The following is a 23,173-nucleotide window of genomic DNA, read 5'->3' on the forward strand; positions in this document are numbered from 1 at the left end:
GCCGTTCGGACGACGCGCCGCGTGGCGAGGTTGGCGTGGGCTGGTGCCCTCGCCGGAAGGCGGGCGGCGTGTCTGCCCGGTGGTACCTGTCGTGGGTCCGAGGGTCGGCGTGGGCTGGTCCGGGATCGGCCCACCGGAAGAGGCGGGCGGGGCCGGGGCCGGTCGGTGTGGCTGCCGCCGTGCTTCATCGTCCGGTGTGCCCTTTCGGCGTCGTGCCAGGAGTGCCCGGCCCGCCAAGAGGCCTCTGGCCAAGAGGTCTCTGCTCGAAGGCGGGAACAGGGCGCGTGAGCGGCAGGGGGCGGGGGCCGGGCGGCCGTACACTGGGGCGGAACACGCAGGACCGGCGTCGGCAACCCCGTTTTGACCCCCGGAGGGCCGCGCGGGTATCCTGCATGTTCGTTGTGTATTGGCTTGCTCATTCTCACGGGACGGGCCCTTACACCGGTCCACCGGGCCGATGACCAGCGACCAGCACGCGGTTTGCGTCACCGCGGTGCGGTCAGGGCTGTCGTGATCGTCTTCGGTGACCTTGTCAGGACCACTCACTGAAGAAGCGAAGGCTACGAACCGTGCGTACGTACAGCCCCAAGCCCGGCGACATCACGCGCCAGTGGCACGTCATTGACGCCCAGGACGTCGTCCTGGGCCGCCTGGCGTCCACCGCCGCCACCCTCCTGCGGGGCAAGCACAAGCCGATCTACGCGCCGCACGTCGACGCTGGTGACTTCGTCATCATCATCAACGCCGACAAGGTGCACCTGTCCGGCAACAAGCGGACCCAGAAGATGGCGTACCGCCACTCCGGCTACCCGGGTGGTCTGCGCTCCGTCCGTTACGACGAGCTGCTCGACAAGAACCCCGAGAAGGCCATCGAGAAGGCCGTCAAGGGCATGCTCCCCAAGAACTCCCTGGGCCGTCAGATGCTCTCGAAGCTGAAGGTCTACAAGGGTGACCAGCACCCGCACGGCGCCCAGCAGCCGGTGCCGTTCGAGATCACCCAGGTCGCGCAGTAAGTCCGGCCACCCCCTAAGACTGAAGAGAATCTGAGGAGAATCGTGGCCGAGACCACTGCCGAGCAGCCGCTCGAAGAGCTTGACATCGACAGCTACACCACCGAGTCCGAGGTTCCGGTGGAGGGTGAGTACACCTCCGAGTCCCTCGCCTCGCGCTTCGGTGAGCCCCAGCCGGCCGCCGGCCTGGGCCGCCGCAAGAACGCCATTGCCCGCGTCCGGATCGTTCCGGGCTCCGGCAAGTGGAAGATCAACGGTCGCACCCTCGAGGACTACTTCCCGAACAAGGTGCACCAGCAGGAAGTCAACGAGCCCTTCAAGGTGCTGGAGCTCGAGGGCCGTTACGACGTCATCGCCCGTATCGCCGGTGGCGGTGTCTCCGGCCAGGCCGGTGCCCTGCGTCTCGGTGTCGCCCGCGCCCTGAACGAGGCCGACGTCGACAACAACCGTGGCCCGCTCAAGAAGGCCGGCTTCCTCCGCCGCGACGACCGTGCCGTCGAGCGCAAGAAGGCCGGTCTGAAGAAGGCCCGCAAGGCGCCGCAGTACAGCAAGCGCTAATCAGCAGCTGCCTGCGGACAGGCCTACTCCGAACGCCCCGGCGGCACGCCACAGTGCCGTCGGGGCGTTCGTATATCACAGGACTTGGGCGTATAACGGCACAAGGTGCTCAAAGGCTGGTGTGATCGGATGCCCGGCCCTTCACGAACTGACGCTTTCTCAGGAGGACAAGTGGGACGACTCTTCGGCACGGACGGCGTGCGTGGCGTCGCCAACGCGGACCTGACCGCCGAGATGGCGCTCGGCCTCTCCGTCGCCGCGGCGCACGTACTGGCCGAGGCGGGCACCTTCGAGGGCCACCGTCCCAAGGCCGTGGTCGGCCGGGACCCGCGCGCGTCCGGGGAGTTCCTGGAGGCCGCCGTGGTCGCCGGGCTGGCGAGCGCGGGTGTGGACGTGCTGCGCGTCGGCGTGCTGCCGACGCCCGCCGTGGCGTACCTGACCGGCGCGCTCGGCGCCGACCTCGGCGTGATGCTCTCCGCCAGCCACAACGCCATGCCCGACAACGGCATCAAGTTCTTCGCCCGCGGCGGCCACAAACTCGCCGACGAGCTGGAGGACAGGATCGAGAAGGTCTACGAGGAGCACCGCACCGGCGCGCCCTGGGACCGTCCGACCGGCACGGGCGTGGGTCGAGTCCGCGACTACGACGAGGGCTTCGACCAGTACGTCTCCCACCTCATCGGCGTCCTCCCCAACCGGCTCGACGGCCTGAAGATCGTCCTGGACGAGGCGCACGGCGCCGCGTCCCGGGTCTCGCCGGAGGCCTTCGCGCGGGCCGGCGCCGAGATCGTCACCATCGGTGCCGAACCGGACGGTCTCAACATCAACGACGGCTGCGGCTCCACGCACCTGGACCAGCTGAAGGCCGCCGTCGTCGCACACGGCGCCCACCTCGGCATCGCGCACGACGGCGACGCCGACCGCTGCCTGGCCGTGGACCACACCGGCGAGGAGGTCGACGGCGACCAGATCCTGGCCGTGCTCGCGCTGGCGATGCGGGAGCGTTCCGCACTGCGCTCCGGCACCGTCGTCGCGACCGTGATGTCGAACCTGGGCTTCAAGCTGGCCATGGAGCGCGAGGGCATCCACCTCGTGCAGACCGCCGTCGGCGACCGGTACGTCCTGGAGGAGATGAAGGACAAGGACTTCGCCCTCGGCGGCGAGCAGTCCGGGCACGTCATCATCCTCGACCACGCCACCACCGGCGACGGCACGCTCACCGGTCTGCTGCTGGCGGCCCGCGTCGCCCAGACCGGCCGTACGCTGCGTGACCTGGCCGCGGTCATGGAGCGGCTGCCCCAGGTACTGGTCAACGTCCCCGACGTGGACAAGTCCCGGGTGCAGACCTCCGCGGACCTGGCCGCCGCGATCGCCGAGGCGGAGCGCGAGCTGGGGGAGACCGGCCGCGTACTGCTGCGCCCGTCGGGCACCGAGCCGCTGGTCCGGGTCATGGTCGAGGCGGCGGACATCGACCAGGCCCGCTCGGTGGCGGGCCGCCTGGCCGACGCGGTGAAGTCGGCGCTCGGCTAGGGCCTCTTCGGCGGATCACGGCGCAGACGCGGGGCCTGGGGCGTCCATCTGGGGCGTTGCCGTCGGTTGCCGACGCTGCGCGTCGACGCCCTCCTCCGCCTTGCCCATGGACGTCCCAGGCCCCGCTCACCTGGGTTGACCGGCGCCGTCGCTCACCTGCGACTTGATCCGCCGGGCAGGCCCTGACCCAGTTCCGCGGTGCGTCGCGCGCGCTCGCGCTGTCCGGCCCAGAACCACTTCTGGGCGAGCAGCGTGAGCGTGCCGGCCACGACGATGCCGAGCAGGTTCAGCAGCAGCTGCTCGGTGGAGCCCCAGGTCTGCCGGGTGTCGCCGTAGGCGAGCGCCACGGCCGCGTTGGCGGCGGCCGGGATGGTGGTCACCGAGATCGCGACGCCGACCAGGGCACCGGACTTGGCGGAGGTCAGGGACAGCGTGCCGGCGGCTCCGGCGAGGACCGCCACGACGAAGGAGAACGCGTCGGGCGCGTAGACGAAGCTGGTGTTGGGCCGCGGGGCCTCCAGCTTCGTCTCGCTGAACAGCCCCACGGCGTCCATGAGGACGCTGAAGCCCACCGTCACCGCCATCGCCAGCGCGAAGCCCACCAGCAGCGCGGTCAGCGACCGCAGCGCCGGCCGCCCGGCCCGCCGCACCAGTGCGGTGCTCACCCCGGCCAGCGGCCCGAACTCCGGGCCGACCGCCATGGCGCCCACGATCAGGATCGCGTTGTCCAGCACCACACCACAGGCGGCGATCATGGTGGCCACCGTGATGAACGCCAGATAGGTGACCGACAGCGTCGACTCCTCGTGCGTGGCGTCCGCCAGGTGCTCCCACAGCACCGCGTCCGCGCCCTCGCCGGGCGCCTCCTCCTCGGCCTTCTCGGCCCGCTCGGACAGCGACAGGTCGATGCTCTCCACGGCGATCGAGCCGGTGTGGTCGATGCCCAACTCCCGCAGACCGGTGAGCAGTTCGTCGCCGGCCTCGCGTGCGACGTCGCACATCACCACGTCCCCGGCCGGATCGCGGGCCGCGCCGCGCAGCAGGACGAGATGGGTGGTGCCCACCGTCCGCTCGATCAGTCGCACCACCTCGTCGGTGCGCTCGGCGGGCGTGATCAGTCGCAGATGCAGCATGGCGGCAGCGTAGAGGTCACAGCTTGCGCAGGCTCAGCCGCTGCACCTTGTGGTCCGGGCCCTTGCGCAGCACGAGCGTGGCGCGGCCCCGGGTGGGCGCGATGTTCTCCACCAGATTGGGCTTGTTGATGGTCCGCCACATGGTGCGGGCGTAGTCGAGGGCCTCGTCCTCCGACACCTGGGTGTACTTGCGGAAGTACGAGGACGGGTCCTGGAAGGCCGTCGCCCGCAGTTTGCGGAACCGGTTCAGGTACCACTGCTCGATGTCCTCGGTGCGCGCGTCGACGTACACGCTGAAGTCGAAGTAGTCGGCGAGGCCGACCCTGGTCCGGCCGTCCTTGCCGGGCAGTGCGGGCTGGAGGACGTTCAGCCCCTCGACGATGAGGATGTCGGGCCGCCGGACGGTGAGCTTCTCTCCGGGGACGATGTCGTAGATCAGGTGCGAGTAGACGGGCGCGGTCACCTCGCCCTTGCCCGCCTTGATGTCGGCGACGAACCGGGTCAGCGCCCTGCGGTCGTACGACTCCGGGAACCCCTTGCGCGACATCAGGCCGCGCGTCTGGAGTTCCCGCGTGGGCAGCAGGAACCCGTCGGTGGTGACCAGCTCGACCCGGGGGTGCTCGGGCCAGCGGGAGAGCAGCGCCTGGAGCAGACGGGCCACGGTCGACTTCCCGACGGCCACCGAACCGGCCACCCCTATGACGAAGGGAGTGCCGGACTGGGAGCCCTGCTCGCCGAGGAAGGTGTTCAGCGCGCCGCGCAGCCCGTCCGTGGCACCGACGTAGAGGTTGAGCAGCCGGGACAGCGGAAGGTAGATGTCCCGCACCTCGTCGAGGTCGATGACGTCACCCAGGCCGCGCAGCCGCTCGACCTCCTCGGCGGTGAGGGGCAACGGCGTCTTGTCGCGCAGCGCGCTCCACTCGGCGCGGGTGAGGTCGACGTAGGGAGTCGCCTCCGGCCGGGACCGGTGGGCGCTCCGGGGCATCGAGGGGACCGGAGAGATCACAGTCCATTGTTAACGGAGTTTGAACGGGTCGGCGGGTGGGGTGTGTCACGCCGCCCCCGCCCAAGGGGCCGGCGGCCCGGTGAGCGGGGCCGGTGATCACGTCGGTGTCACGGTCGGGTACCGGGTGGTGACCGCGTTGATCATCTGTGGGGCCGCTGTGCGTAAAGTGTGCGTAAAGCGCTGCGGAGGGGGTTCCGCAGGTCCGAAGAGAAAGAGCCTGCCCACGTGAGTTCCCTGGTGATCCGCCGTACGGCCCTGGCGGCGTCCGGTGCCGCCCTCGCCCTGCTCGCCACCGCCTGCGGCGGGTCCTCCGACGGCGGGGACAAGGGCGGTGACGGCAGCACGGCCCAGGCCGACAAGACCGCCTCCGCCGCGCCCGCCGCCAGGACGGCGACCGCCGCCGAACTGGAGAAGGCCGCGCTCGCCCAGGCGGACGTCGCCTCCGGCAAGGTCACCACCAAGGTCACCGCCGGGGACGACATCGCCCAGGACAAGGTGAAGGCGGAGAACACGGCGTGCGCACCCCTCGCCCTGCTCCAGGCCGGCACCTACACCGGCAAGCCCGCGGCGACCGCCAAGCGGTCGTGGCTGAGCGACCAGAAGAAGCCCAAGGCGGGTGCCGCCCCCGAGGACGCCATCATGACCGGCCTCGACCGGACGAAGGTCGTCGAGACGCTCGCCTCCTACGCGGACGGCGGCGCCGAGCAGGCGATGAAGGACCTGAAGAAGGCCGCGCAGAAGTGCGCCGGCGGTTTCGCCTACACGGCGCTCGGCACCAAGACCACGGTGGTCAAGGTCGCCGTGACCGACGCGCCGCAGGGTGCCGACGAGGCCCTGGCCCTGACCTCGACGGTGTCCGCCGACGGCGTCAAGTTCCCGATGAAGAGCGTCGTCGTCCGCAAGGGCGCCACCCTCGCCTACTTCCCCGCCGTCAACCTCGCCTCGGGCGCCTCCGGCAAGGACTTCGCCTTCCCGGCGGACCTCGTCCAGGTGCAGCTGACCAAGCTGGCCAAGCTCGGCTGAGCAGCCGTCAGAAACCTTCGGGAACCTTCCCATCGGGGCCTTCGCAGGTTCGTACCCCGGTGGGAATTTCCGATTTCGGGCACGCGGAGGCCGGTTTCGGCGCTCCTCGGCCCGTAGGCTGCGGCCCATGTGCGGAATCGTGGGATACGTGGGGTCGCAGTCGGCGCTCGAGGTCGTGATGGCCGGGCTGAAGCGACTGGAGTACCGGGGCTACGACTCGGCCGGCGTCGCCGTGCTCGCGGACGGCGGGATGGCGGCGGCGAAGCGCGCCGGGAAGCTGGTCAACCTGGAGAAGGAACTGGTCGACCGGCCGCTGCCGACCGGCTCGACGGGCATCGGTCACACGCGCTGGGCCACGCACGGCGCCCCGAACGACGCCAACGCCCATCCGCACCTGGACAACGCGGGCCGGGTCGCCGTCGTCCACAACGGCATCATCGAGAACTTCGCCATGCTCCGTGACGAGCTTCAGGAGCGCGGGCACGAGCTGTCCTCCGAGACCGACACCGAGGTCGTCGCGCACCTGCTCGCCGAGGCGTTCTCCTCCTGCGCCGACCTCGCCGAGGCGATGCGACTGGTCTGCCGGCGGCTGGAGGGCGCGTTCACGCTGGTCGCGGTGCACGCCGACGAGCCCGACGTGGTCGTCGGCGCCCGCCGCAACTCGCCGCTGGTGGTGGGCGTCGGCGAGGGCGAGGCCTTCCTCGCCTCGGACGTCGCCGCGTTCATCGCCCACACGCGCTCCGCGGTCGAGCTGGGCCAGGACCAGGTGGTGGAGCTGCGCCGCGACGGCGTGACGGTCACCGGCTTCGACGGCCGGCCGGCCGAGGTCCGCTCCTACAACGTCGACTGGGACGCGGCGGCCGCCGAGAAGGGCGGCTACGACTACTTCATGCTCAAGGAGATCGCCGAGCAGCCCAGGGCGGTCGCCGACACGCTGCTGGGCCGCATCGACGCGAACGGCTCCCTGACGCTGGACGAGGTGCGCATCAGCGCCTCCGAACTGCGCGAGATGGACAAGGTCGTCATCGTCGCCTGCGGTACCGCCTTCCACGCGGGCATGATCGCCAAGTACGCCATCGAGCACTGGACCCGCATCCCCTGCGAGGTCGAGCTGGCCAGCGAGTTCCGCTACCGGGACCCCATCCTGGACGCCCAGACGCTGGTGATCGCCATTTCCCAGTCGGGCGAGACGATGGACACCCTGATGGCGCTGCGCCACGCCCGCGAGCAGGGCTCCAATGTGCTGGCCATCTGCAACACCAACGGCTCGACGATCCCGCGTGAGTCGGACGCGGTGCTGTACACGCACGCGGGCCCGGAGGTCGCGGTCGCGTCCACCAAGGCCTTCCTGACCCAGCTGGTGGCGTGCTACCTGGTGGCGCTGTACCTGGGCCAGGTGCGAGGCACCAAGTGGGGCGACGAGATCCGGGCGGTGATCCGCGACCTGTCGCAGATCGGCGGCGCGGTCGAGCGGGTCCTGGAGACGATGGAGCCGGTGCGGGAACTGGCCCGCTCCCTCGCCGACAAGAACACGGTGCTGTTCCTGGGCCGGCACGTCGGGTACCCGGTGGCTCTCGAAGGCGCCCTGAAGCTCAAGGAACTGGCCTACATGCACGCCGAGGGCTTCGCCGCCGGCGAGCTGAAGCACGGTCCGATCGCCCTCATCGACGAGGACCTGCCGGTGGTCGTGGTGGTGCCGTCCCCGCGCGGCCGGTCCGTCCTCCACGACAAGATCGTCTCCAACATCCAGGAGATCCGGGCCCGGGGTGCGCGGACGATCGTGATCGCGGAGGAGGGCGACGAGGCCGTCGTCCCGTACGCGGACCACCTCGTCCGCATCCCGGTGACGCCGACCCTTCTCCAGCCGCTGGTCGCGACGGTGCCGTTGCAGGTCTTCGCCTGCGAGCTGGCCACGGCCCGCGGCAACGAGGTGGACCAGCCCCGGAACCTGGCGAAGTCGGTCACGGTGGAGTGAGCGGGCAGGCGGGAGCCGGGGGGATCAGACCCGGTCCAGCGGCCGATGCGGTCCCTCCGGAAGCTCCGCCGCGATCATGTCGCCGGGGCGCACCACGCCCCCCTCTCGGACGACGCTCATGATCCCGGCCTTGCGCACGATGTTCCCGGCCGGGTCGCGGCCGACGACCTGCTTCAGCAGCCCGTCCTGGAAGCGGTCGATCTGCAGGCAGGGGTTGCGCAGGCCGGTCACCTCCAGCACGGCCTCGTCGCCGATGCGCAGCAGGGTGCCGACGGGCAGTGCGAGCAGGTCGATGCCGCGGGTGGTGATGTTCTCGCCCAGCTGACCGGGAGTCACCTGGAAGCCGACTCCCGCGACCTCGGTGAAGAGCTCCTCGTGGATGAGGTGGACCTGGCGCAGGTTCGGCTGGGTGGGGTCCTGCGCGACGCGTGAGCGGTGCTTGACCGTCACACCGGCGTGGACGTCCCCCTCGACACCGAGCCCGGCGAGCAAGGTGATGCTGTCCCGGTTCGGCTTGGTGAACGAGTACTCGGCGTTGCTGCTGACCGCCGTCACTGTCGCACCCATGACTCGAGCCCCCTCGTCTGCGGTAATGGCCCTCTGCAGCCTACGACGCGGCGCCGGGCGCCGTGCGTTGTCGTGGTGCCACAGCTCCTTCGCCGGTCTGTGGACGACGTCGCGCGACCGGGGACGGCGAGGGGACGCGACGGCGCGGGCCAGGGAACGGGCACGTCGGGCAGTCCCTGCCGGACCGGAGCGGAGCGGACCGGCCTGCGGTGCGGGGCACCAGGCGCGCCGCGACGGAGATGGTGACCCGGAAGACGTTCGCCGGAACTGCGACCAGTGGCGCGGGCGCGGCCCTCCGCAGCGGACGCCCACCGGCCCGCCCCGGCACCTCAGCCAGGGACGGGCCCCGGGCGGCCGTAGTGTGCTCGGCATGAGCATCATCGGGGTCGGAATCGACGTGGCCGAGATCGACCGATTCGCGGCGTCACTGGAGCGGACGCCCGGGCTGGCCCGACGGCTTTTCGTGGCGCAGGAGTTGCTGCTGCCGGGCGGGGAGCGCCGGGGCATGGCCTCGCTGGCCGCACGGTTCGCCGCGAAGGAGGCGGTGGCCAAGGCCCTCGGCGCCCCGGCGGGGCTGCTGTGGACGGACGCGGAGGTGTACGTCGAGGACAGCGGGCGTCCGCGGCTGCGGGTGAAGGGTTCGGTCGCGGCCCGGGCGGCGGAACTCGGGGTGCGGGCGTGGCACCTCTCGCTGAGCCATGACGCCGGGGTGGCGTCGGCGGTGGTGATCGCGGAGGGGTGACGCGCCGTCACCAGTGGTCGGCCACTCCGCCGGTGAGGCGGATGGCGAGCACCGTGGCGTCGTCCTCCGTGTGGGGTCCGGTGAGTTGGTGGACCACGCGGTGGACGTAGGCGTCCAGGGCGTCGTCGCCCGCTGGGATGCCGCCACCGGCGCAGCCGTCGGCGGCCTCGAGCAGGCGGGAGGAGTCCCGGTCGAGGTCCGAGCCGCGACGTTCGATCAGGCCGTCCGAGTACAGCAGGACCACGTCACCGGAGCGCAGGAAGGTCTCGGCAGCCGTGTAGGTCTCGCCGGGCAGGACGCCCAGGGGCATTCCGGGACCTCCCGGCGGCGCCTCGAGCAGGCGTGCCCGGCGATCGCGCAGCAGGACGGGCAGCGGGTGACCGGCGCACGTCCAGCGCAGCAGGCCGCGGTCCGGGTGGTAGCGGCCGATGACCGCCGTGGCGGTGGACTCGTCGCCGTCGTCGCAGGCGACCATGTTCAGCCAGCCGGTCAGCTGCTCCACCAGCTCCCCGGTGAACGCCAGCCCCGCCAGGGCGTAGCGCAGCTTCGCCATCAGTGTGACGGCGTCGAGTCCGTGTCCGCGGGCGTCGCCGAGCGCGATCAGCACCTGCCCGCTGGGCAGGATGCGGGTCTTGTACCAGTCGCCGCCGACGCGCGCCGCGTTCGCCTCGGGGCGGTAGACGGCGGCGGCCTCGATGCCGTGCAGGGCCAGTTCGGCGGGGAACCGGGGGAGGACGGCGTCCCGCAGCCGCTCGGCCACCTCGGCGACCATGTCCGCCCGCTGCCGTTGGGTGCGCGCCTCGCGCACCGCCCGTTCGGCCAGGGCGCGGCTGTAGCGGTCGTCGGTCACGTCGTGGAGCACCGCGCGTACGGTCCACACCGGCCCGTGCTCCGGGCGGACCGGTTCGGCGACGAAGCGGACGATCCGCGCGGACGGCCGGACGAGTTGCAGGTCGCACTCCGCGACGCGCTTGTGCGCCAGAACGTCGGAGATCACCTGGTACAGCGGCACCAGGCTGACCGGCGCCACCATGCGGCCCAGTCCGAGCAGGTCGGGCAGGGACTGCGAGGCCGGCAGGCCGAGTACGTCGCGCAGGCCCGACGACGTCTCCACGGTCCCGTCGCCGAGGTTCCACTCGGCCCAGCACACGCGCACCAACTGCTGCGCGGCCTCCTCCATCCGGGTCCTCTGCCCGTGCTCCCAGGTCAGCAGCAGCAGACCGCCGCAGGGAGTCACGCGGACCTCGCTGCTGATGCGCACCACCAGTCCGTCGGGGCTGGACAGCGACCACTCGGCCGGTTCGGGGCCCTGCACACGCCCGGTCCGCTGGGCCTCGGTGAGCAGACGGGGCACGGGGGTGTCCGCCATGTTCGGGAAGCGCTCGAACAGCGGAACCCTCCCGGTCCACGGAGGCAGGGTTCCCGGCGGGACGGAGCGGGCGGAGTGCTCCAGGGTGGCGGCGTTCTGCCCGACGTAGCAGAAGTCCGTCGCCTCGCCCCGCTCGTCGAGGACGGGAACGACCACCATGACGGCGATCGGCAGCGCGTCCAGCAACTCCTGCGCCGGGGGCACCGGCGGCGGCCCGGGCGGCAGGGATCCGCAGCGTCCGTCGCGCGGCTCACGCGCGGGAACGGAGCGCTCGGCGGCGTACCGGGCGATCTCCTCCCGCTGCTCGGCCAGCAGCGCCTCCAGCGCCTGGAGCCGCGGGTCACCCTCGCCGCGACCGGCGCCGTCACCGATTCCGTCGCCGGCGCCGGTTGCGGTGCCGGCACGCGTGGTCGAGATCGGTGCGCCGGCGCCGACCGGTTCGTCCCTCATGGGCCGGGGCCCTTCCGTCGCGTTTCCGGTTCCCCGTTCCATCCCGTTTCTTCCGGTTCTCTGTCGGGTTCCCGTGCGGTGTGGGGCGCATGCGGGGCAGACTCGACCGCATGCGTACCGCGTACAGCGTCGAGACGGTCAGGACAGCCGAGCGCGCGCTCATGGCGCGGCTCCCGGACGGCGCCCTCATGCAGCGTGCCGCCGCCGGACTCGCCGCCGCCTCGGCGGACCTGCTGGGGCGGGTCTACGGCAGCCGGGTGGTGCTCCTCGTCGGCAGCGGCGACAACGGCGGCGACGCCCTGTACGCCGGGGCCCGGCTGGCCCGCCGCGGCGCCGGGGTCGCAGCCGTGCTCCTCGCCCCCGACCGCACCCACCCGGGAGGCCTCGCGGCGCTGCGGCGCGCGGGCGGCACGGTCGCCCGACCGGACGCGGCCGACCGGCTGATCGGCCGGGCCGACCTCGTGGTCGACGGGATCGTCGGCATCGGCGGCAAGGGCGGTCTGCGTCCCGAGGCCGTACCGCTGGCCGAGCGCGTGACGCGCTCCCGGGCCGCCGTCGTCGCCGTGGACCTGCCCAGCGGGGTGGAGGCGGACACCGGCGAGGTGCTGGGGTCCGCGGTCCGCGCCGACCTGACCGTCACCTTCGGCACGCACAAGCCCGGGCTGCTCGTCGACCCGGCCCGCGAGTACGCCGGTACGGTCCGTCTCGTCGACATCGGCCTGGGTCCGGAGCTGCCCGCGGAGCCGGACCTGGAGGCCCTCCAGCACGCGGACGTCGCCGCCCTGCTGCCCTGGCCGGCCGCCGAGAGCGACAAGTACCGCCGGGGTGTCGTCGGCATCGCGGCGGGCTCGGCCCGCTATCCCGGCGCGGCCGTGCTCGCGGTGTCGGGCGCGCTGCGCGGCGGGGCGGGAGCCGTGCGGTACGTCGGACCGGCCGGGCAGGCGGTGATCGCCCGCTTCCCCGAGACCCTGGTGTCCGACCGGGGTCCGCACAAGGCGGGCCGGGTGCAGGCGTGGGTGGTGGGACCGGGCGCCGGGGACGACGTGGCGACCGTGGCGGAGGTGCTGGAGGCGGACGTACCGGTCCTGCTGGACGCGGACGGCCTGCGCCTCGCCGACCGCGACGCGGTACGGGCCCGTAGCGCGCCGACCCTGATGACCCCGCACGCGGGCGAGGCCGCCGCGCTGCTCGGTGTGGCGCGGGAGCAGGTGGAGGCGGCCCGGCTGGACGCCGCCCGGGAACTCGCCTCCCGCTACGGCGCGACCGTGCTGCTCAAGGGCTCGACCACACTGGTCGTCGACCCGGACGGCGGGCCCGTGCGGGTCAACCCGACCGGCACCCCGTGGCTCGCCACGGCCGGCAGCGGCGATGTCCTCTCAGGGCTCGGGGGGTCCCTGCTCGCGGCCGGCCTGGCCGCCCGCGACGCCGGCAGTGCGGCGGCCTACCTGCACGGACTGGCCGGCCGCCTGGCCGCGAAGGGCGCGCCGATCGGCGCCCACGACGTGGCCGAGACGCTCCCGCGGGCCTGGCGTGACGTGCAGCGCGGGCGGCCTGTGCGGGGCGCGGGAGCCGTGGGGGCGGTACCGGCCTGACCTGGTGCGGCCGGGTCCGCGCCGGGGTGACCGCCTCGGCCCGGAGTGGTTTCTCGGCGGGCCCCGGGTTCTTCATCGCGCCCACCCTGGCAGAGGTGACCGGCATCGTGCCGCCGGTGCCGAGATCGTGCCGGCGTCCGGGACGTTCGCGCCCTGCCTCGAGCCAGTCGCCGAACCCGTCGGCGCACGGCACGTCCCGTGCACCTCGCCCGTCGTGCGCGGCGACGTGGGCCGTCCGGGGGTCGTCGGCGACGAACCCGGTCCTACAGGGCTGTCTCGCGCGACCCGGGGAGCCGGCCGCGGGGGTCGGCGTCCGGGTGCTCGCCGGTCTGCTGGTCCATCGGACGGGACGAGCACTCCGAAGGCTGCTCCACGGACCGCGCCGGGCCGGAGGGGGGAGCGGGGTCAGTCGATGCCCCGGCAGATGTGCTGCTCCAGCCCCGCGTCGTCGGTGTCGCCCGCCAGGCGGAGGACAGGCGCCTTCGCTCCCGGGCAGGTGTCCAGCAGGTACCAGAGGCCGTCACGCCGTACCGAGACCAGCCTTCCACTGGCGAGGAGGTGGAACCGGGGGGCGGTGGTCGGCTTCCTGATCATTGCGCCTCCTGAGCACTGGTGACGGTCTCGTTCTTCGTGTTCGTGCTGCTGCCTGGTGTCTTCGTGTTACCTGGTTTTCCGTGGCCCGGCCGCTCGGCGGTCGGCCGCTTGGGCCGGTGGGGTGCTACCTCGCCCCGGCCGGCGCCGGCTCCCTCGGCGGGGCCGCGGGGGTGTGCGCGACGGGCGTGACGACGTGACTGTCGAAGTGGTGCCGGGACGGGCGGGCGTGCCGGGTCGGGGCACAGTGCAGCAGGGCCGATCCCACCGACATGCCGCCATCGGCGCCGAAGGCCGACAGCACCGTCAGGTCCCCTTCCGTGAACACGCCGCGCCGGTGCGCCAGGTCGAGGGTGACGGGGACGGAGGCGCCGCCCGTGTTGCCGTGGTGGGCGGGCGTCAGGCGCATCCGCGCCGCGCCCAGTCCGAGCGCGGGCCGGGCCAGACCTCGGCCGGCGTCACGTCGTTCGCCTGGTGCGGTACGAAGTGGCGGACCGCGCGGCCGGGCACACCCGCCTTGGCCGGCAACCTCGTGTATCGCGCTCGGCAGGTCGTCATGCACGAAGCCGCACACGCCGACTACCAGGACCGGCCGACCCCGGACGAGAAGGAGCGCGAGGCGTACTACGTCCACAAGACGGGCGCGCTCAGCCTCGCCCTCGGCATCGACGACCCCGCCGCGGTCGCGCGGGTGCTCGTCGCCCTGATCGGCATCGCGTCCTGGCCCTTCATCGTGCCGCAGCAGCGCCTGATGCTGGGCCCGGACGGCGACACCGAGTCAGGCTGGGCACCGCTGCGCGCCGGCATCGTCGCGCACGGACACTCGATCGTCGACAACTTGCTGCAGGGACCGGTCTGAGGCGGCCGCGAAGTCGCCCCCGCTCCGGATCCCTGGCTACCTTCTTCATCGTCAGGCCGGACGCACTCCGGGCTGACTCACCGTCAATTCCTGACGCTCGTCAATCCCTTTGATGCCCGGCCCTGTTGAGGCCTTCTCTGGTCATCCGCCGTGCGCCGGGGGAGCAGCACCGGGAAAGAGGGGGCACCGTGGACACCGCCGTCGGCGCCACCCTCGTCATCGCCGTCAGCGGTGCCACCGGCGGTATGGGCGCGGCCGTCGCCCAGGAACTCGCCCGGTCCGATGCCACCGTCGTGCTGCTCGGCCGGGACGCGGCGTGCGAGACCGGCCCCTGTGGAAGGCGCCACCCCGGCTCCGCCCGACGCCCTCGGCCATCGCGCCCGGCACGCCACCGACGACCCACCCGCGACTCCTCCACGACCGCCGGCCCGGCCGTCCGGCCCCGGCGGTCAGCAGTGCCGTCCGGCATCGGGCTACCGCCCTCCAGGTCCCGTGCCGGTCGCATGTCTGGCCGTGTGTCAGGGATGGCAGTGATCCCGCCGTCAGTAGTGATTCAGGACACACGTACAGCGCCTTCGTTGGGGCGTGTCGTGGCGGATCGCCCGCCGGGTGACGCGGTCCCCCTTCCTCCCTCCGGCGCACCTCCGGCACACGTGCCGTGGGACGCTCGGGTCCCTCTGAGACACTGGGGGCGCGATGAACGAGACAGGACACCCGCGGACGGCACCGCTGCGCGCCCGCGCCGAGATCGATCTGGCCGCTCTGCGGGCCAACGTGCGCGCGCTGCGCGACCGGGCGCCCAGCGCGGCTCTGATGGCCGTGGTCAAGTCCGACGCGTACGGCCACGGCGCCGTTCCGTGTGCCCGTGCCGCTCTCGCCGCCGGGGCGACCTGGCTCGGCACCGCCACGCCCGAGGAGGCCCTGGCCCTGCGCGCGGCCGGGCTGTCGCCCGAGCGGGTGAGGATCATGTGCTGGCTGTGGACGCCGGGCGGGCCCTGGCGGGAGGCCGTCGAGGCCGATCTGGACGTGTCCGTGAGCGGGATGTGGGCCCTGGCGGAGGTCCGCGAGGCGGCCCGCGCCGCCGGCCGGCCCGCCCGTGTGCAGCTGAAGGCCGACACCGGGCTCGGGCGCAACGGCTGCCAGCCCGCCGACTGGTCCGAACTCGTCGCCGAGGCCCGGCGGGCCGAGGCCGACGGCCTGATCCGCATCACCGGACTGTGGTCCCACTTCGCTTGCGCCGACGAGCCGGGTCACCCCTCCATCGCCGCGCAGCTCGACCGGTTCCGCGAGATGGTCGCGCACGCCGAGGGGCAGGGCGTGCGCCCGGAGGTGCGGCACATCGCCAACTCGCCCGCCACGCTCACCCTTCCCGAGGCCCACTTCGACCTCGTCCGCACCGGGATCGCCCTGTACGGCGTCTCGCCCAGCCCGGAGCTCGGCTCGCCGGCCGACTTCGGGCTGCGCCCGGTGATGACCCTGTCGGCCTCGCTGGCCCTGGTGAAGCACGTGCCCTCAGGGCACGGCATCAGCTACGGGCACCACTATGTGACCCCGGGGGAGACCACCCTCGGGCTGGTGCCCGTCGGCTACGCGGACGGCATCCCGCGCCACGCCTCCGGCACCGGGCCGGTCCTGGTGGCCGGCAAGTGGCGTACCGTCGCCGGGCGGGTCGCCATGGACCAGTTCGTGGTCGACCTGGGAGGCGACGAACCCGAGGTCGGTACGGAGGCGGTGCTCTTCGGCCCCGGCGACCGCGGCGAACCCACCGCCGAGGACTGGGCGCAGGCCGCCGGCACGATCGCGTACGAGATCGTCACGCGCATCGGAACGCGCGTTCCCCGCGTCTATGTGAACGAGGAAGAAGACCGGGAGCGGGGTCGGTAGGCGGGGGCGGAGCACTTCGCGCAGGCGGACGGCCCGCGCGGCAACGGGGGACCGGGCCGTGCCGCGCTCCCGAACGCCAGTACGGCGCACACCGTGCCGAGCACGGGCGGCGCAAGGCGGAGCACCGTTCGGCACGAGGCAGCAGCACGGCGCAGGAACACGAGGCAGCAGCACGGCACAAAGAAGGAGCGGTACGTGAGCGAGAGCAGTGCGGTGGCCGCCGCCTCCGCCGCGGGGGTGTCCGGCGGCTGGCGCCGGGCGACCGGTATCGCGGGCGCCGCGATAGGCGTGGTGGCCGCGGGCGCGGCCGCCACCGTCGCGATAGAGCGGATGACCGTGGGCCGCGGCATGCGCAGAAAGGCCCGGCTCGCCCTGGACTCGGCCGGCCCCTACGGGACCCTGCGCGGCACCCCGGGCAGGGCGTACGCCGACGACGGCACCGAGCTCTACTACGAGGTCGACGACATCGACCCCGAGACCGCCGTGAGCCTCGTCCCGCGCCGCCGGCGGCTGTTCGGGCGCAAGGCGCCCGCACCCGTCACCGTCGTCTTCAGCCACGGCTACTGCCTCAGCCAGGACTCCTGGCACTTCCAGCGCGCGGCACTGCGCGGCGTCGTACGGACCGTGCACTGGGACCAGCGCAGTCACGGCCGGTCCGGGCGCGGCGTGGGCCAGATACGCGACGACGAACCGCTGACCATCGACCAGCTGGGCCGCGACCTGAAGGCCGTGATCGACGCCGCCGTGCCCGAGGGGCCGATCGTGCTGGTCGGGCACTCCATGGGCGGGATGACCGTGATGGCCCTGGCCGCCCAGTACCCCGAGCTGATCCGGGAAAGGGTCGTCGCCACCGCCTTCGTGGGGACGTCCTCCGGGCGGCTCGGCGAGGTCAACTTCGGACTGCCCGTCGCGGGCGTCAACGCGGTGCGGCGGGTCCTCCCGGGCGTGCTGAAGGCGCTCGGGCAGCGCGCCGAACTGGTGGAGAAGGGGCGGCGGGCCACCGCCGACCTGTTCGCCGGGATCATCAAGCGCTACTCCTTCGCCGGGCGGGACATCGACCCGGCGATCGCCCGGTTCGCCGAGCGGATGATCGAGAACACGCCGATCGACGTGGTCGCCGAGTTCTACCCGGCCTTCACCGACCACGACAAGACCGAGGCGCTCGCCCTCTTCACGGACATGCCGGTGCTCGTCCTGGCCGGGGTGCAGGACCTCGTCACACCCAGCGAGCACAGCGAGGCGATCGCCGACCTGTTGCCCGACGCGGAGCTGGTGCTGGTCCCGGACGCCGGGCACCTGGTGATGCTGGAGCACCCGGAGGTCGTCACCGACCGGCTCGCCGACCTGCTCGCCCGCGTCGGCGCGGTTCCGGCAGGCACTACCGTGGGTGCTTATGGAAGCACCAGCAGCACCGCACAGCCCGGCTGACCCCGCGTCGGTCGAGATCACCGTCACCTCCCCCGAACAGATGCGGGAGCTGGGCCGCCGTCTCGCCAAGCTGCTGCGCGCGGGCGACCTGGTGATGCTCAGCGGAGAGCTCGGCGCGGGCAAGACCACGCTGACCCGGGGGCTCGGCGAGGGCCTCGACGTCCGCGGCGCCGTCACCTCCCCGACCTTCGTGATCGCCCGCGTGCACCCGTCCCTCGGCGAGGGTCCGCCGCTCGTCCACGTCGACGCCTACCGCCTGTCCGGCGGGCTGGACGAGATGGAGGACCTGGACCTCGACGTCTCGCTGCCGGACTCCGTGATCGTCGTGGAGTGGGGCGAGGGCAAGGTCGAGGAGCTGACCGACGAGCGGCTGCAGATCCTGATCCACCGGGCCGTCGGGGACACCGCCGACGAGGTGCGCCATGTGACCGTGACCGGGATCGGCGACCGGTGGGCGGCCGTGGACCTGGACGTTCTGACGGCCTGAGCGGACGGGAGAGCTGTTCCGACAGGGTGTCGGCACGTCTTGCGCGTACGCCCCGGACGTGGTCACATGGGGTCCAGCTCGTAGTTAGGTCTACCTAACCACGCCCGCCCCCGGCCCCCAGGAGGCGTCCATGCCGACCGTCGAGCCCACCGAGCCGAACCAGCCCGGCGAGCGCCGGCCCCGGCCGCATGCGGTCGCGGGTGTCTGCATGAGCGAGCTGCTGGCCGCCTGCGCGGCGGCGGAGGCGATCTCCCGGCCACCACGCGCCCCGGACCCCGCGGACGCTCGCCCGGCCCCCCGTACGATGGAAGGGCAGCGCAAAGCCGCGTAGCCCGATCGGAGGACGACCGCCTTCCGTGCGACGCCCCCGGGACGGCGACGGCCGATCCGCCTGGTCGTGACCGCCCGGCCGGCCCGGGACGGGAGACGAACGGCCACCCGCCGGGTCGTCACCGGATGACGACGACCTTCTGCCCGATGGTCGCGAACATCCACATCGCCTCGCCGTCCGTCCGCGACTCGCGGATCCCGCCGGTCTTCACCGTCGTGTCGGGTCCAGGGGCGGAGCCGCCCTGGCCCGGCACCGCCGCGCTGAAACCGATGACCACCCCGTTCACGCTGGTGAAGCGGACGACGTGCTCCACCGGGAGGCCGTCCGTCCCGGTGACCGCCTTCGACCGCGAGGTGACCGCGTAGGTGCCCGGGAGCGGATCGACACTTCCCGGGGTGACCTTGAAGGTGTTCTCCACCCTGCCGCTCGCGTCGACCAGCCACACCCGGTCGTCGTCCACCGAGTACACGACCCGTTCACCCGTGCCCGAGCCCCCGGGCAGCGCGGCCGGGCGGAGCTTGTCGCGGGGTGCCTTCGTGGGGGCCGGTGCGGGCGACGAGGCCTTGGCGCCGTGCGCGCCGCTCAGGCTCGGGGGCACGCTCGCCTGCGCGCGGTAGGCGAGGAAGCCGACGGTGGCGACGGCGGCCGCGGTGAGCCCGGCCACGATTCCCGAGCTGCTCCTTGCCACGGTCGTCCACCTCTGTGCCGGTCGCTGTACCCGTGCCGCTGTAGGGCACGCTTCGTGACGGTAGCAGCCGGAACGCCCCCGACCCGGGCGGCCGTGCCGACCCCGCCGGAGCCGTAGGCTGTTTGCGTGCTCTTGCTCGCTCTGGATACCGCCACCCCCGCCGTCACCGTCGCCCTGCACGACGGCACGGCCGTTCTCGCCTCGTCCAGCCAGGTCGACGCGCGCCGGCACGGAGAGCTGCTGCTGCCGGCCGTCGACCGGGTCCTCGCCGAGTCCGGGCTGGGACTGGACGCCGTCACGGGCATCGTGGTCGGCATCGGCCCCGGCCCCTACACCGGGCTGCGCGTCGGCCTGATGACCGCCGACACCTTCGGGCTCGCGCTCGGCGTCCCCGTGCACGGCGTGTGCACGCTCGACGGCCTCGCCTACGCGGCCGACGTCCCCGGCCCCTTCGTCGTGGCCACCGACGCCCGCCGCAAGGAGGTCTACTGGGCCCGGTACGCCGACTCCCGCACCCGCCTCACCGACCCTTGCGTCGACCGACCCGCCGACATCGCCGACCAGGTCGCGGGGCTGCCCGCGGTCGGAGCGGGCGCGCTGCTCTATCCGGACACCTTCCCCCAGGTGCACGAGCCCGAGCACGTGTCGGCCGCCGCCCTCGCCTCTCTGGCCGCCGAGAAGCTGGCCGCCGGCGAGGAGCTGCCCGCGCCCCGGCCGCTGTACCTGCGCCGGCCGGACGCCCAGGTACCCAAGAACTACAAGGTGGTCACCCCGAAGTGACGGGTCAGACGACGACCGGGAACGGGACCGCGGCGCACGCCCTGCGGGAGATGCGCTGGTGGGACATCGACCCGGTGCTGGTGCTGGAGAAGGACCTGTTCCCCGAGGACGCCTGGTCGCGCGGCATGTTCTGGTCCGAGCTGGCGCACTCGCGGGGCCCGCAGGCGACCCGGCGGTACGTCGTGGCCGAGGAGAACGGCCGGATCGTCGGCTACGCCGGCCTCGTCGCCTCCGGCGGCCAGGGCGACATCCAGACCATCGCGGTCGCGCGCGACCACTGGGGCACCGGACTCGGCGCCCGGCTGCTGACCGAACTGCTGCGGGCCGCGACCGCCTTCGAATGCTCCGAGGTGATGCTCGAGTGCCGCGTGGACAACGTCCGCGCGCAGCGCCTCTACGAGCGCTTCGGCTTCGAGCCCATCGGCTTCAGACGCGGCTACTACCAGCCGGGGAACGTGGACGCCCTGGTGATGCGCCTGTCCGATCCGGCGACCCCCCGTAATCCCGTCAACGGCGTACAAGGAACCGAGACCCATGGCTGACACCCGGGACGAGCCGCTCGTCCTCGGCATCGAGACCTCCTGCGACGAGACCGGCGTCGGCATCGTCCGCGGCACCACGCTGCTGGCCGACGCGGTCGCCTCCAGCGTCGACGAACACGCCCGGTTCGGCGGCGTCGTCCCTGAGGTGGCGTCCAGGGCCCACCTGGAGGCGATGGTCCCCACCATCGACCGCGCGCTGAAGGAAGCCGGGGTGAGCGCCAAGGACCTGGACGGCATCGCGGTCACCGCCGGCCCCGGTCTGGCGGGCGCGCTGCTGGTCGGTGTCTCGGCGGCGAAGGCGTACGCCTACGCGCTCGGCAAGCCGCTGTACGGCGTCAACCACCTCGCCTCGCACATCTGTGTGGACCAGCTGGAGCACGGTCCGCTGCCGGAGCCGACGATGGCGCTGCTGGTGTCCGGCGGCCACTCCTCCCTCCTGCTGTCCTCGGACATCACCTCCGACGTCCGTCCCCTGGGCGCGACGATCGACGACGCCGCGGGCGAGGCCTTCGACAAGATCGCGCGCGTGCTGGACCTGGGCTTCCCCGGCGGTCCGGTCATCGACCGGTACGCGCGCGAGGGCGACCCGCAGGCGATCGCCTTCCCGCGCGGGCTGACGGGCCCGCGCGACCCGGCGTACGACTTCTCCTTCTCCGGCCTGAAGACGGCGGTGGCCCGCTGGATCGAGGCCAGGCGGGCGGCCGGGGAGGAGGTCCCGGTGCGCGACGTGGCGGCCTCCTTCCAGGAGGCGGTGGTGGACGTCCTGACCCGCAAGGCGGTACGTGCCTGCCGTGACGAGGGCGTGGACCACCTGATGATCGGCGGCGGCGTGGCCGCCAACTCCCGCCTGCGGGCCCTGGCCCAGGAGCGCTGCGAGGCGGCCGGCATCCGGCTGCGGGTCCCCCGCCCCAAGCTGTGCACGGACAACGGCGCGATGGTGGCCGCCCTGGGCGCGGAGATGGTCGGCCGGAACCGGGCCGCCTCCAGCTGGGACCTGTCGGCCGACTCCTCCCTGCCGGTCACGGACCCGCACGTGCCCGGCGAGGAGCAGCCGCACACCCACGACCACGTGCACGAGATCAGCAAGGAGAACCTGTACTCGTGACGGTCGCGTTGATGTGGGAGGCCCGGGCGGTGACCGGCCGGGGCGAGGAACTGCTCGACTGGGCGCGGCGGCAGCGGCTCTCCCGGGAACCCCTGCGCCGGGAGACCTTCCGGGCCCCGCAGGACCGGATCCTCGTCATCACCTGGTGGGACGCCTCCTACGACGCCGAGCTGCCGGAACTGCCCGAACCGTCGGCCGAGTTGGTCACCCGGGCCGTCCACCGGTGGCGTTTCGAGGCGGTGGACGGGACGGCGGAACGCTGAGTGGTGCGCCGGGTCTCCGGTGCGCTATGATCATCACACGCAAGCGGCCGAACAAGGGCCCGCGAGCAGTGCGTTGGTGGTCCAAGGAAAGACGCCCCGCTTCCTGCGGGGAGATGCAGGTGCAAGGCCTGCCCGGCGCTCGACGAAACCCCGTCCCGGCTCTGTCGCGGCGGGGTTTTCCGTGTCGTCCGGTGGTGTGCCGCGCGCCCGAGAGCGGCGGCCCGGCCCGCGTCCCCGCAGGGAGACGGGCCGGACTCCGATGCTCAGCCTTCCTACGAGACCTCCGTCTCGCAGCGCAGCCGCCGGTTCAGGCCCACCTCCCGTACCGGGCCGGTCAGGGTCAGGCGCTCGGTGTGGCGGACATCAGCCGCGGAGGCCGCCAGCCGCAGTTCCAGCACGCCGGGTTCGACCACCCGGCGGCCCGAACGGTCGGTGAACGCCGACAGGTCCGCGTGGAAGCGGAACGTCACGCGGCTCGACTCGCCCGGGGCCAGCTCCACCCGCTGATAGCCGATCAGGCGCACGTCCGGGCGGGTCACCGCCGCCACCGGGTCGTGCAGGTAGAGCTGCACGACCTCCGCGCCCGCCAGGTCACCGGTGTTGCGGACGGTCAGCGAGAGGTCCAGGGAGCCGTCCGTGCCGATGTCCGTCCGCTCGGCACCCCGGAAGTCCTCCCATGAGAAGGCCGTGTACGACCGGCCGTGCCCGAATGCGTACAGCGGTGTCGGGTCCAGGCTGCTCACCTCGCCCGCCAGGCCCAGCGGGGGCTGGAGGTACGTCCACGGCTGGCCTCCGGGGCCGCGCGGCACGCTCACCGGGAGGCGGCCCGAGGGGTTCACGCGGCCGGAGAGGACGCCGGCCACCGCGGGACCGCCCTCCTCGCCGGGGAAGAACGCCTGCACCGCCGCGCCCAGGCGGCCGTCCCAGCGGCCGAGCGCGTAGGGGCGGCCGGTGAGCAGGACCAGGACGACGGGGACGCCGGTGCCCACCAGCGCGTCCAGCAGGGCTCCCTGCACGCCGGGCAGCTCCAGGTCCGCCACGTCGCAGCCCTCGCCGGACGTGCCCCGGCCGAACAGCCCGGAGCGGTCACCGAGCACAGCCACGCACACGTCCGCCTCGCGGGTCCGGGCGACCGCCTCCTCGAAGCCGGAGGTGTCCGGGTCCGAGACCCCGCAGCCCTCGGTGTACGTCACCTTCGCGTCGGGGAGTTCGCCGCGCAGCGCGTCCAGCAGCGTGGGGATCTCGATGCCCATGGGCATC

Annotated in this window: 24 protein-coding genes; 16 read left to right on the top strand and 8 right to left on the bottom strand. The window is 72.9% G+C overall.

Translation table 11 applies throughout. From position 1 onward, the window contains the following. Positions 1 to 569 precede the first annotated feature (569 nt). From rplM to glmM, 3 genes are all read left to right on the top strand, one after another. Positions 570 to 1,013, top strand: a complete 444-nt coding sequence (gene rplM, locus BZY54_RS26715) for a 50S ribosomal protein L13 (RefSeq protein WP_030173943.1) — start codon at positions 570 to 572, stop codon at positions 1,011 to 1,013. A gap of 42 nt (positions 1,014 to 1,055) precedes the next feature. Further along, complete coding sequence (gene rpsI, locus BZY54_RS26720) at positions 1,056 to 1,568, top strand: 30S ribosomal protein S9 (protein WP_030173946.1); 513 nt, start codon at positions 1,056 to 1,058, stop codon at positions 1,566 to 1,568. Between the two features lie 171 nt (positions 1,569 to 1,739). Further along, on the top strand, positions 1,740 to 3,098 hold the full coding sequence (gene glmM / locus BZY54_RS26725; RefSeq protein WP_086727880.1) for a phosphoglucosamine mutase: 1,359 nt from the start codon (positions 1,740 to 1,742) through the stop codon (positions 3,096 to 3,098). Positions 3,099 to 3,250: 152 nt separating this feature from the next. Here glmM and BZY54_RS26730 read toward each other — a convergent pair whose 3' ends face one another. After that, positions 3,251 to 4,231: a DUF389 domain-containing protein gene (locus BZY54_RS26730; protein ID WP_086727881.1), complete on the bottom strand. Its 981-nt coding sequence runs from the start codon at positions 4,229 to 4,231 to the stop codon at positions 3,251 to 3,253. Between the two features lie 16 nt (positions 4,232 to 4,247). Then, complete coding sequence (gene coaA / locus BZY54_RS26735) at positions 4,248 to 5,216, bottom strand: type I pantothenate kinase (protein ID WP_167414069.1); 969 nt, start codon at positions 5,214 to 5,216, stop codon at positions 4,248 to 4,250. Positions 5,217 to 5,462: 246 nt separating this feature from the next. On the opposite strand from coaA, the gene BZY54_RS26740 reads away from it, so the two are divergent. After that, complete coding sequence (locus BZY54_RS26740; RefSeq protein ID WP_086727883.1) at positions 5,463 to 6,260, top strand: hypothetical protein; 798 nt, start codon at positions 5,463 to 5,465, stop codon at positions 6,258 to 6,260. 127 nt (positions 6,261 to 6,387) lie between these two features. After that, on the top strand, positions 6,388 to 8,235 hold the full coding sequence (glmS, locus tag BZY54_RS26745; RefSeq protein ID WP_086727884.1) for a glutamine--fructose-6-phosphate transaminase (isomerizing): 1,848 nt from the start codon (positions 6,388 to 6,390) through the stop codon (positions 8,233 to 8,235). A gap of 24 nt (positions 8,236 to 8,259) precedes the next feature. Here glmS and BZY54_RS26750 read toward each other — a convergent pair whose 3' ends face one another. Beyond that, positions 8,260 to 8,802 (bottom strand): MOSC domain-containing protein, encoded by a 543-nt coding sequence (locus BZY54_RS26750; RefSeq protein WP_086727885.1) that lies wholly within the window; start codon positions 8,800 to 8,802, stop codon positions 8,260 to 8,262. A gap of 370 nt (positions 8,803 to 9,172) precedes the next feature. On the opposite strand from BZY54_RS26750, the gene BZY54_RS26755 reads away from it, so the two are divergent. Next, a complete protein-coding gene (locus BZY54_RS26755; RefSeq protein ID WP_086727886.1) occupies positions 9,173 to 9,544 on the top strand; it encodes a holo-ACP synthase in 372 nt (123 codons plus the stop codon). Between the two features lie 7 nt (positions 9,545 to 9,551). On the opposite strand, the gene BZY54_RS26760 is transcribed toward BZY54_RS26755, so the two are convergent. Beyond that, positions 9,552 to 11,363, bottom strand: a complete 1,812-nt coding sequence (locus BZY54_RS26760; protein WP_086727887.1) for a PP2C family protein-serine/threonine phosphatase — start codon at positions 11,361 to 11,363, stop codon at positions 9,552 to 9,554. Between the two features lie 110 nt (positions 11,364 to 11,473). Here BZY54_RS26760 and BZY54_RS26765 point away from each other — a divergent pair, with 110 nt between their 5' ends. Beyond that, positions 11,474 to 12,955, top strand: a complete 1,482-nt coding sequence (locus BZY54_RS26765) for an NAD(P)H-hydrate dehydratase (protein WP_086727899.1) — start codon at positions 11,474 to 11,476, stop codon at positions 12,953 to 12,955. 405 nt (positions 12,956 to 13,360) lie between these two features. On the opposite strand, the gene BZY54_RS26770 is transcribed toward BZY54_RS26765, so the two are convergent. Together BZY54_RS26770 and BZY54_RS54810 are read right to left on the bottom strand one after the other, a co-directional pair. Continuing rightward, positions 13,361 to 13,549 (bottom strand): hypothetical protein, encoded by a 189-nt coding sequence (locus BZY54_RS26770; RefSeq protein ID WP_086727888.1) that lies wholly within the window; start codon positions 13,547 to 13,549, stop codon positions 13,361 to 13,363. 124 nt (positions 13,550 to 13,673) lie between these two features. After that, complete coding sequence (locus tag BZY54_RS54810; RefSeq protein ID WP_341868710.1) at positions 13,674 to 14,180, bottom strand: 3-oxoacyl-[acyl-carrier-protein] synthase III C-terminal domain-containing protein; 507 nt, start codon at positions 14,178 to 14,180, stop codon at positions 13,674 to 13,676. Between BZY54_RS54810 and BZY54_RS26780 the strand changes: the two genes are divergently transcribed. The 5 genes from BZY54_RS26780 (at position 14,103) to BZY54_RS26800 (ending at position 18,535) form a co-directional block, all read left to right on the top strand. After that, the gene (locus BZY54_RS26780) at positions 14,103 to 14,405 is read left to right on the top strand and encodes a hypothetical protein (protein ID WP_143668129.1); all 303 of its coding nucleotides are present in this window, start codon (positions 14,103 to 14,105) and stop codon (positions 14,403 to 14,405) included. The two genes, BZY54_RS54810 and BZY54_RS26780, sit on opposite strands and share 78 nt — an antisense overlap. A 696-nt stretch (positions 14,406 to 15,101) precedes the next feature. Next, positions 15,102 to 16,289, top strand: coding sequence for an alanine racemase (alr, locus tag BZY54_RS26785; RefSeq protein WP_086727891.1), 1,188 nt, complete (start codon positions 15,102 to 15,104; stop codon positions 16,287 to 16,289). Positions 16,290 to 16,484: 195 nt separating this feature from the next. Further along, positions 16,485 to 17,717: an alpha/beta fold hydrolase gene (locus BZY54_RS26790; RefSeq protein WP_086727892.1), complete on the top strand. Its 1,233-nt coding sequence runs from the start codon at positions 16,485 to 16,487 to the stop codon at positions 17,715 to 17,717. Continuing rightward, entirely contained in the window at positions 17,683 to 18,204 is a 522-nt protein-coding gene (gene tsaE, locus BZY54_RS26795; RefSeq protein WP_086727893.1) for a tRNA (adenosine(37)-N6)-threonylcarbamoyltransferase complex ATPase subunit type 1 TsaE, read from the top strand. Before BZY54_RS26790 ends, tsaE begins: the two co-directional genes overlap by 35 nt. A 130-nt stretch (positions 18,205 to 18,334) precedes the next feature. Continuing rightward, positions 18,335 to 18,535, top strand: coding sequence for a hypothetical protein (locus BZY54_RS26800; protein ID WP_086727894.1), 201 nt, complete (start codon positions 18,335 to 18,337; stop codon positions 18,533 to 18,535). Between the two features lie 118 nt (positions 18,536 to 18,653). Here BZY54_RS26800 and BZY54_RS26805 read toward each other — a convergent pair whose 3' ends face one another. Further along, complete coding sequence (locus BZY54_RS26805; RefSeq protein WP_208640774.1) at positions 18,654 to 19,223, bottom strand: hypothetical protein; 570 nt, start codon at positions 19,221 to 19,223, stop codon at positions 18,654 to 18,656. 126 nt (positions 19,224 to 19,349) lie between these two features. Here BZY54_RS26805 and tsaB point away from each other — a divergent pair, with 126 nt between their 5' ends. Genes tsaB through BZY54_RS26825 form a run of 4 tightly spaced genes read left to right on the top strand, consistent with a single transcriptional unit; the run spans position 19,350 to position 21,913 of the window. Further along, complete coding sequence (tsaB, locus tag BZY54_RS26810) at positions 19,350 to 20,003, top strand: tRNA (adenosine(37)-N6)-threonylcarbamoyltransferase complex dimerization subunit type 1 TsaB (RefSeq protein ID WP_086727896.1); 654 nt, start codon at positions 19,350 to 19,352, stop codon at positions 20,001 to 20,003. A gap of 50 nt (positions 20,004 to 20,053) precedes the next feature. Continuing rightward, on the top strand, positions 20,054 to 20,545 hold the full coding sequence (rimI, locus tag BZY54_RS26815) for a ribosomal protein S18-alanine N-acetyltransferase (RefSeq protein ID WP_086727900.1): 492 nt from the start codon (positions 20,054 to 20,056) through the stop codon (positions 20,543 to 20,545). After that, complete coding sequence (tsaD, locus tag BZY54_RS26820) at positions 20,538 to 21,650, top strand: tRNA (adenosine(37)-N6)-threonylcarbamoyltransferase complex transferase subunit TsaD (RefSeq protein WP_086727897.1); 1,113 nt, start codon at positions 20,538 to 20,540, stop codon at positions 21,648 to 21,650. Before rimI ends, tsaD begins: the two co-directional genes overlap by 8 nt. After that, positions 21,647 to 21,913, top strand: a complete 267-nt coding sequence (locus tag BZY54_RS26825) for a hypothetical protein (RefSeq protein ID WP_086727898.1) — start codon at positions 21,647 to 21,649, stop codon at positions 21,911 to 21,913. Before tsaD ends, BZY54_RS26825 begins: the two co-directional genes overlap by 4 nt. A gap of 272 nt (positions 21,914 to 22,185) precedes the next feature. Here BZY54_RS26825 and BZY54_RS26830 read toward each other — a convergent pair. Continuing rightward, positions 22,186 to 23,173, bottom strand: a 988-nt coding sequence (locus BZY54_RS26830) for a glycoside hydrolase family 3 C-terminal domain-containing protein (RefSeq protein ID WP_208640775.1), incomplete at its 5' end; no start/stop codon positions are given.

The organism is Streptomyces carpinensis (assembly GCF_002154505.1).
Lineage (GTDB): Bacteria > Actinomycetota > Actinomycetes > Streptomycetales > Streptomycetaceae > Streptomyces > Streptomyces carpinensis.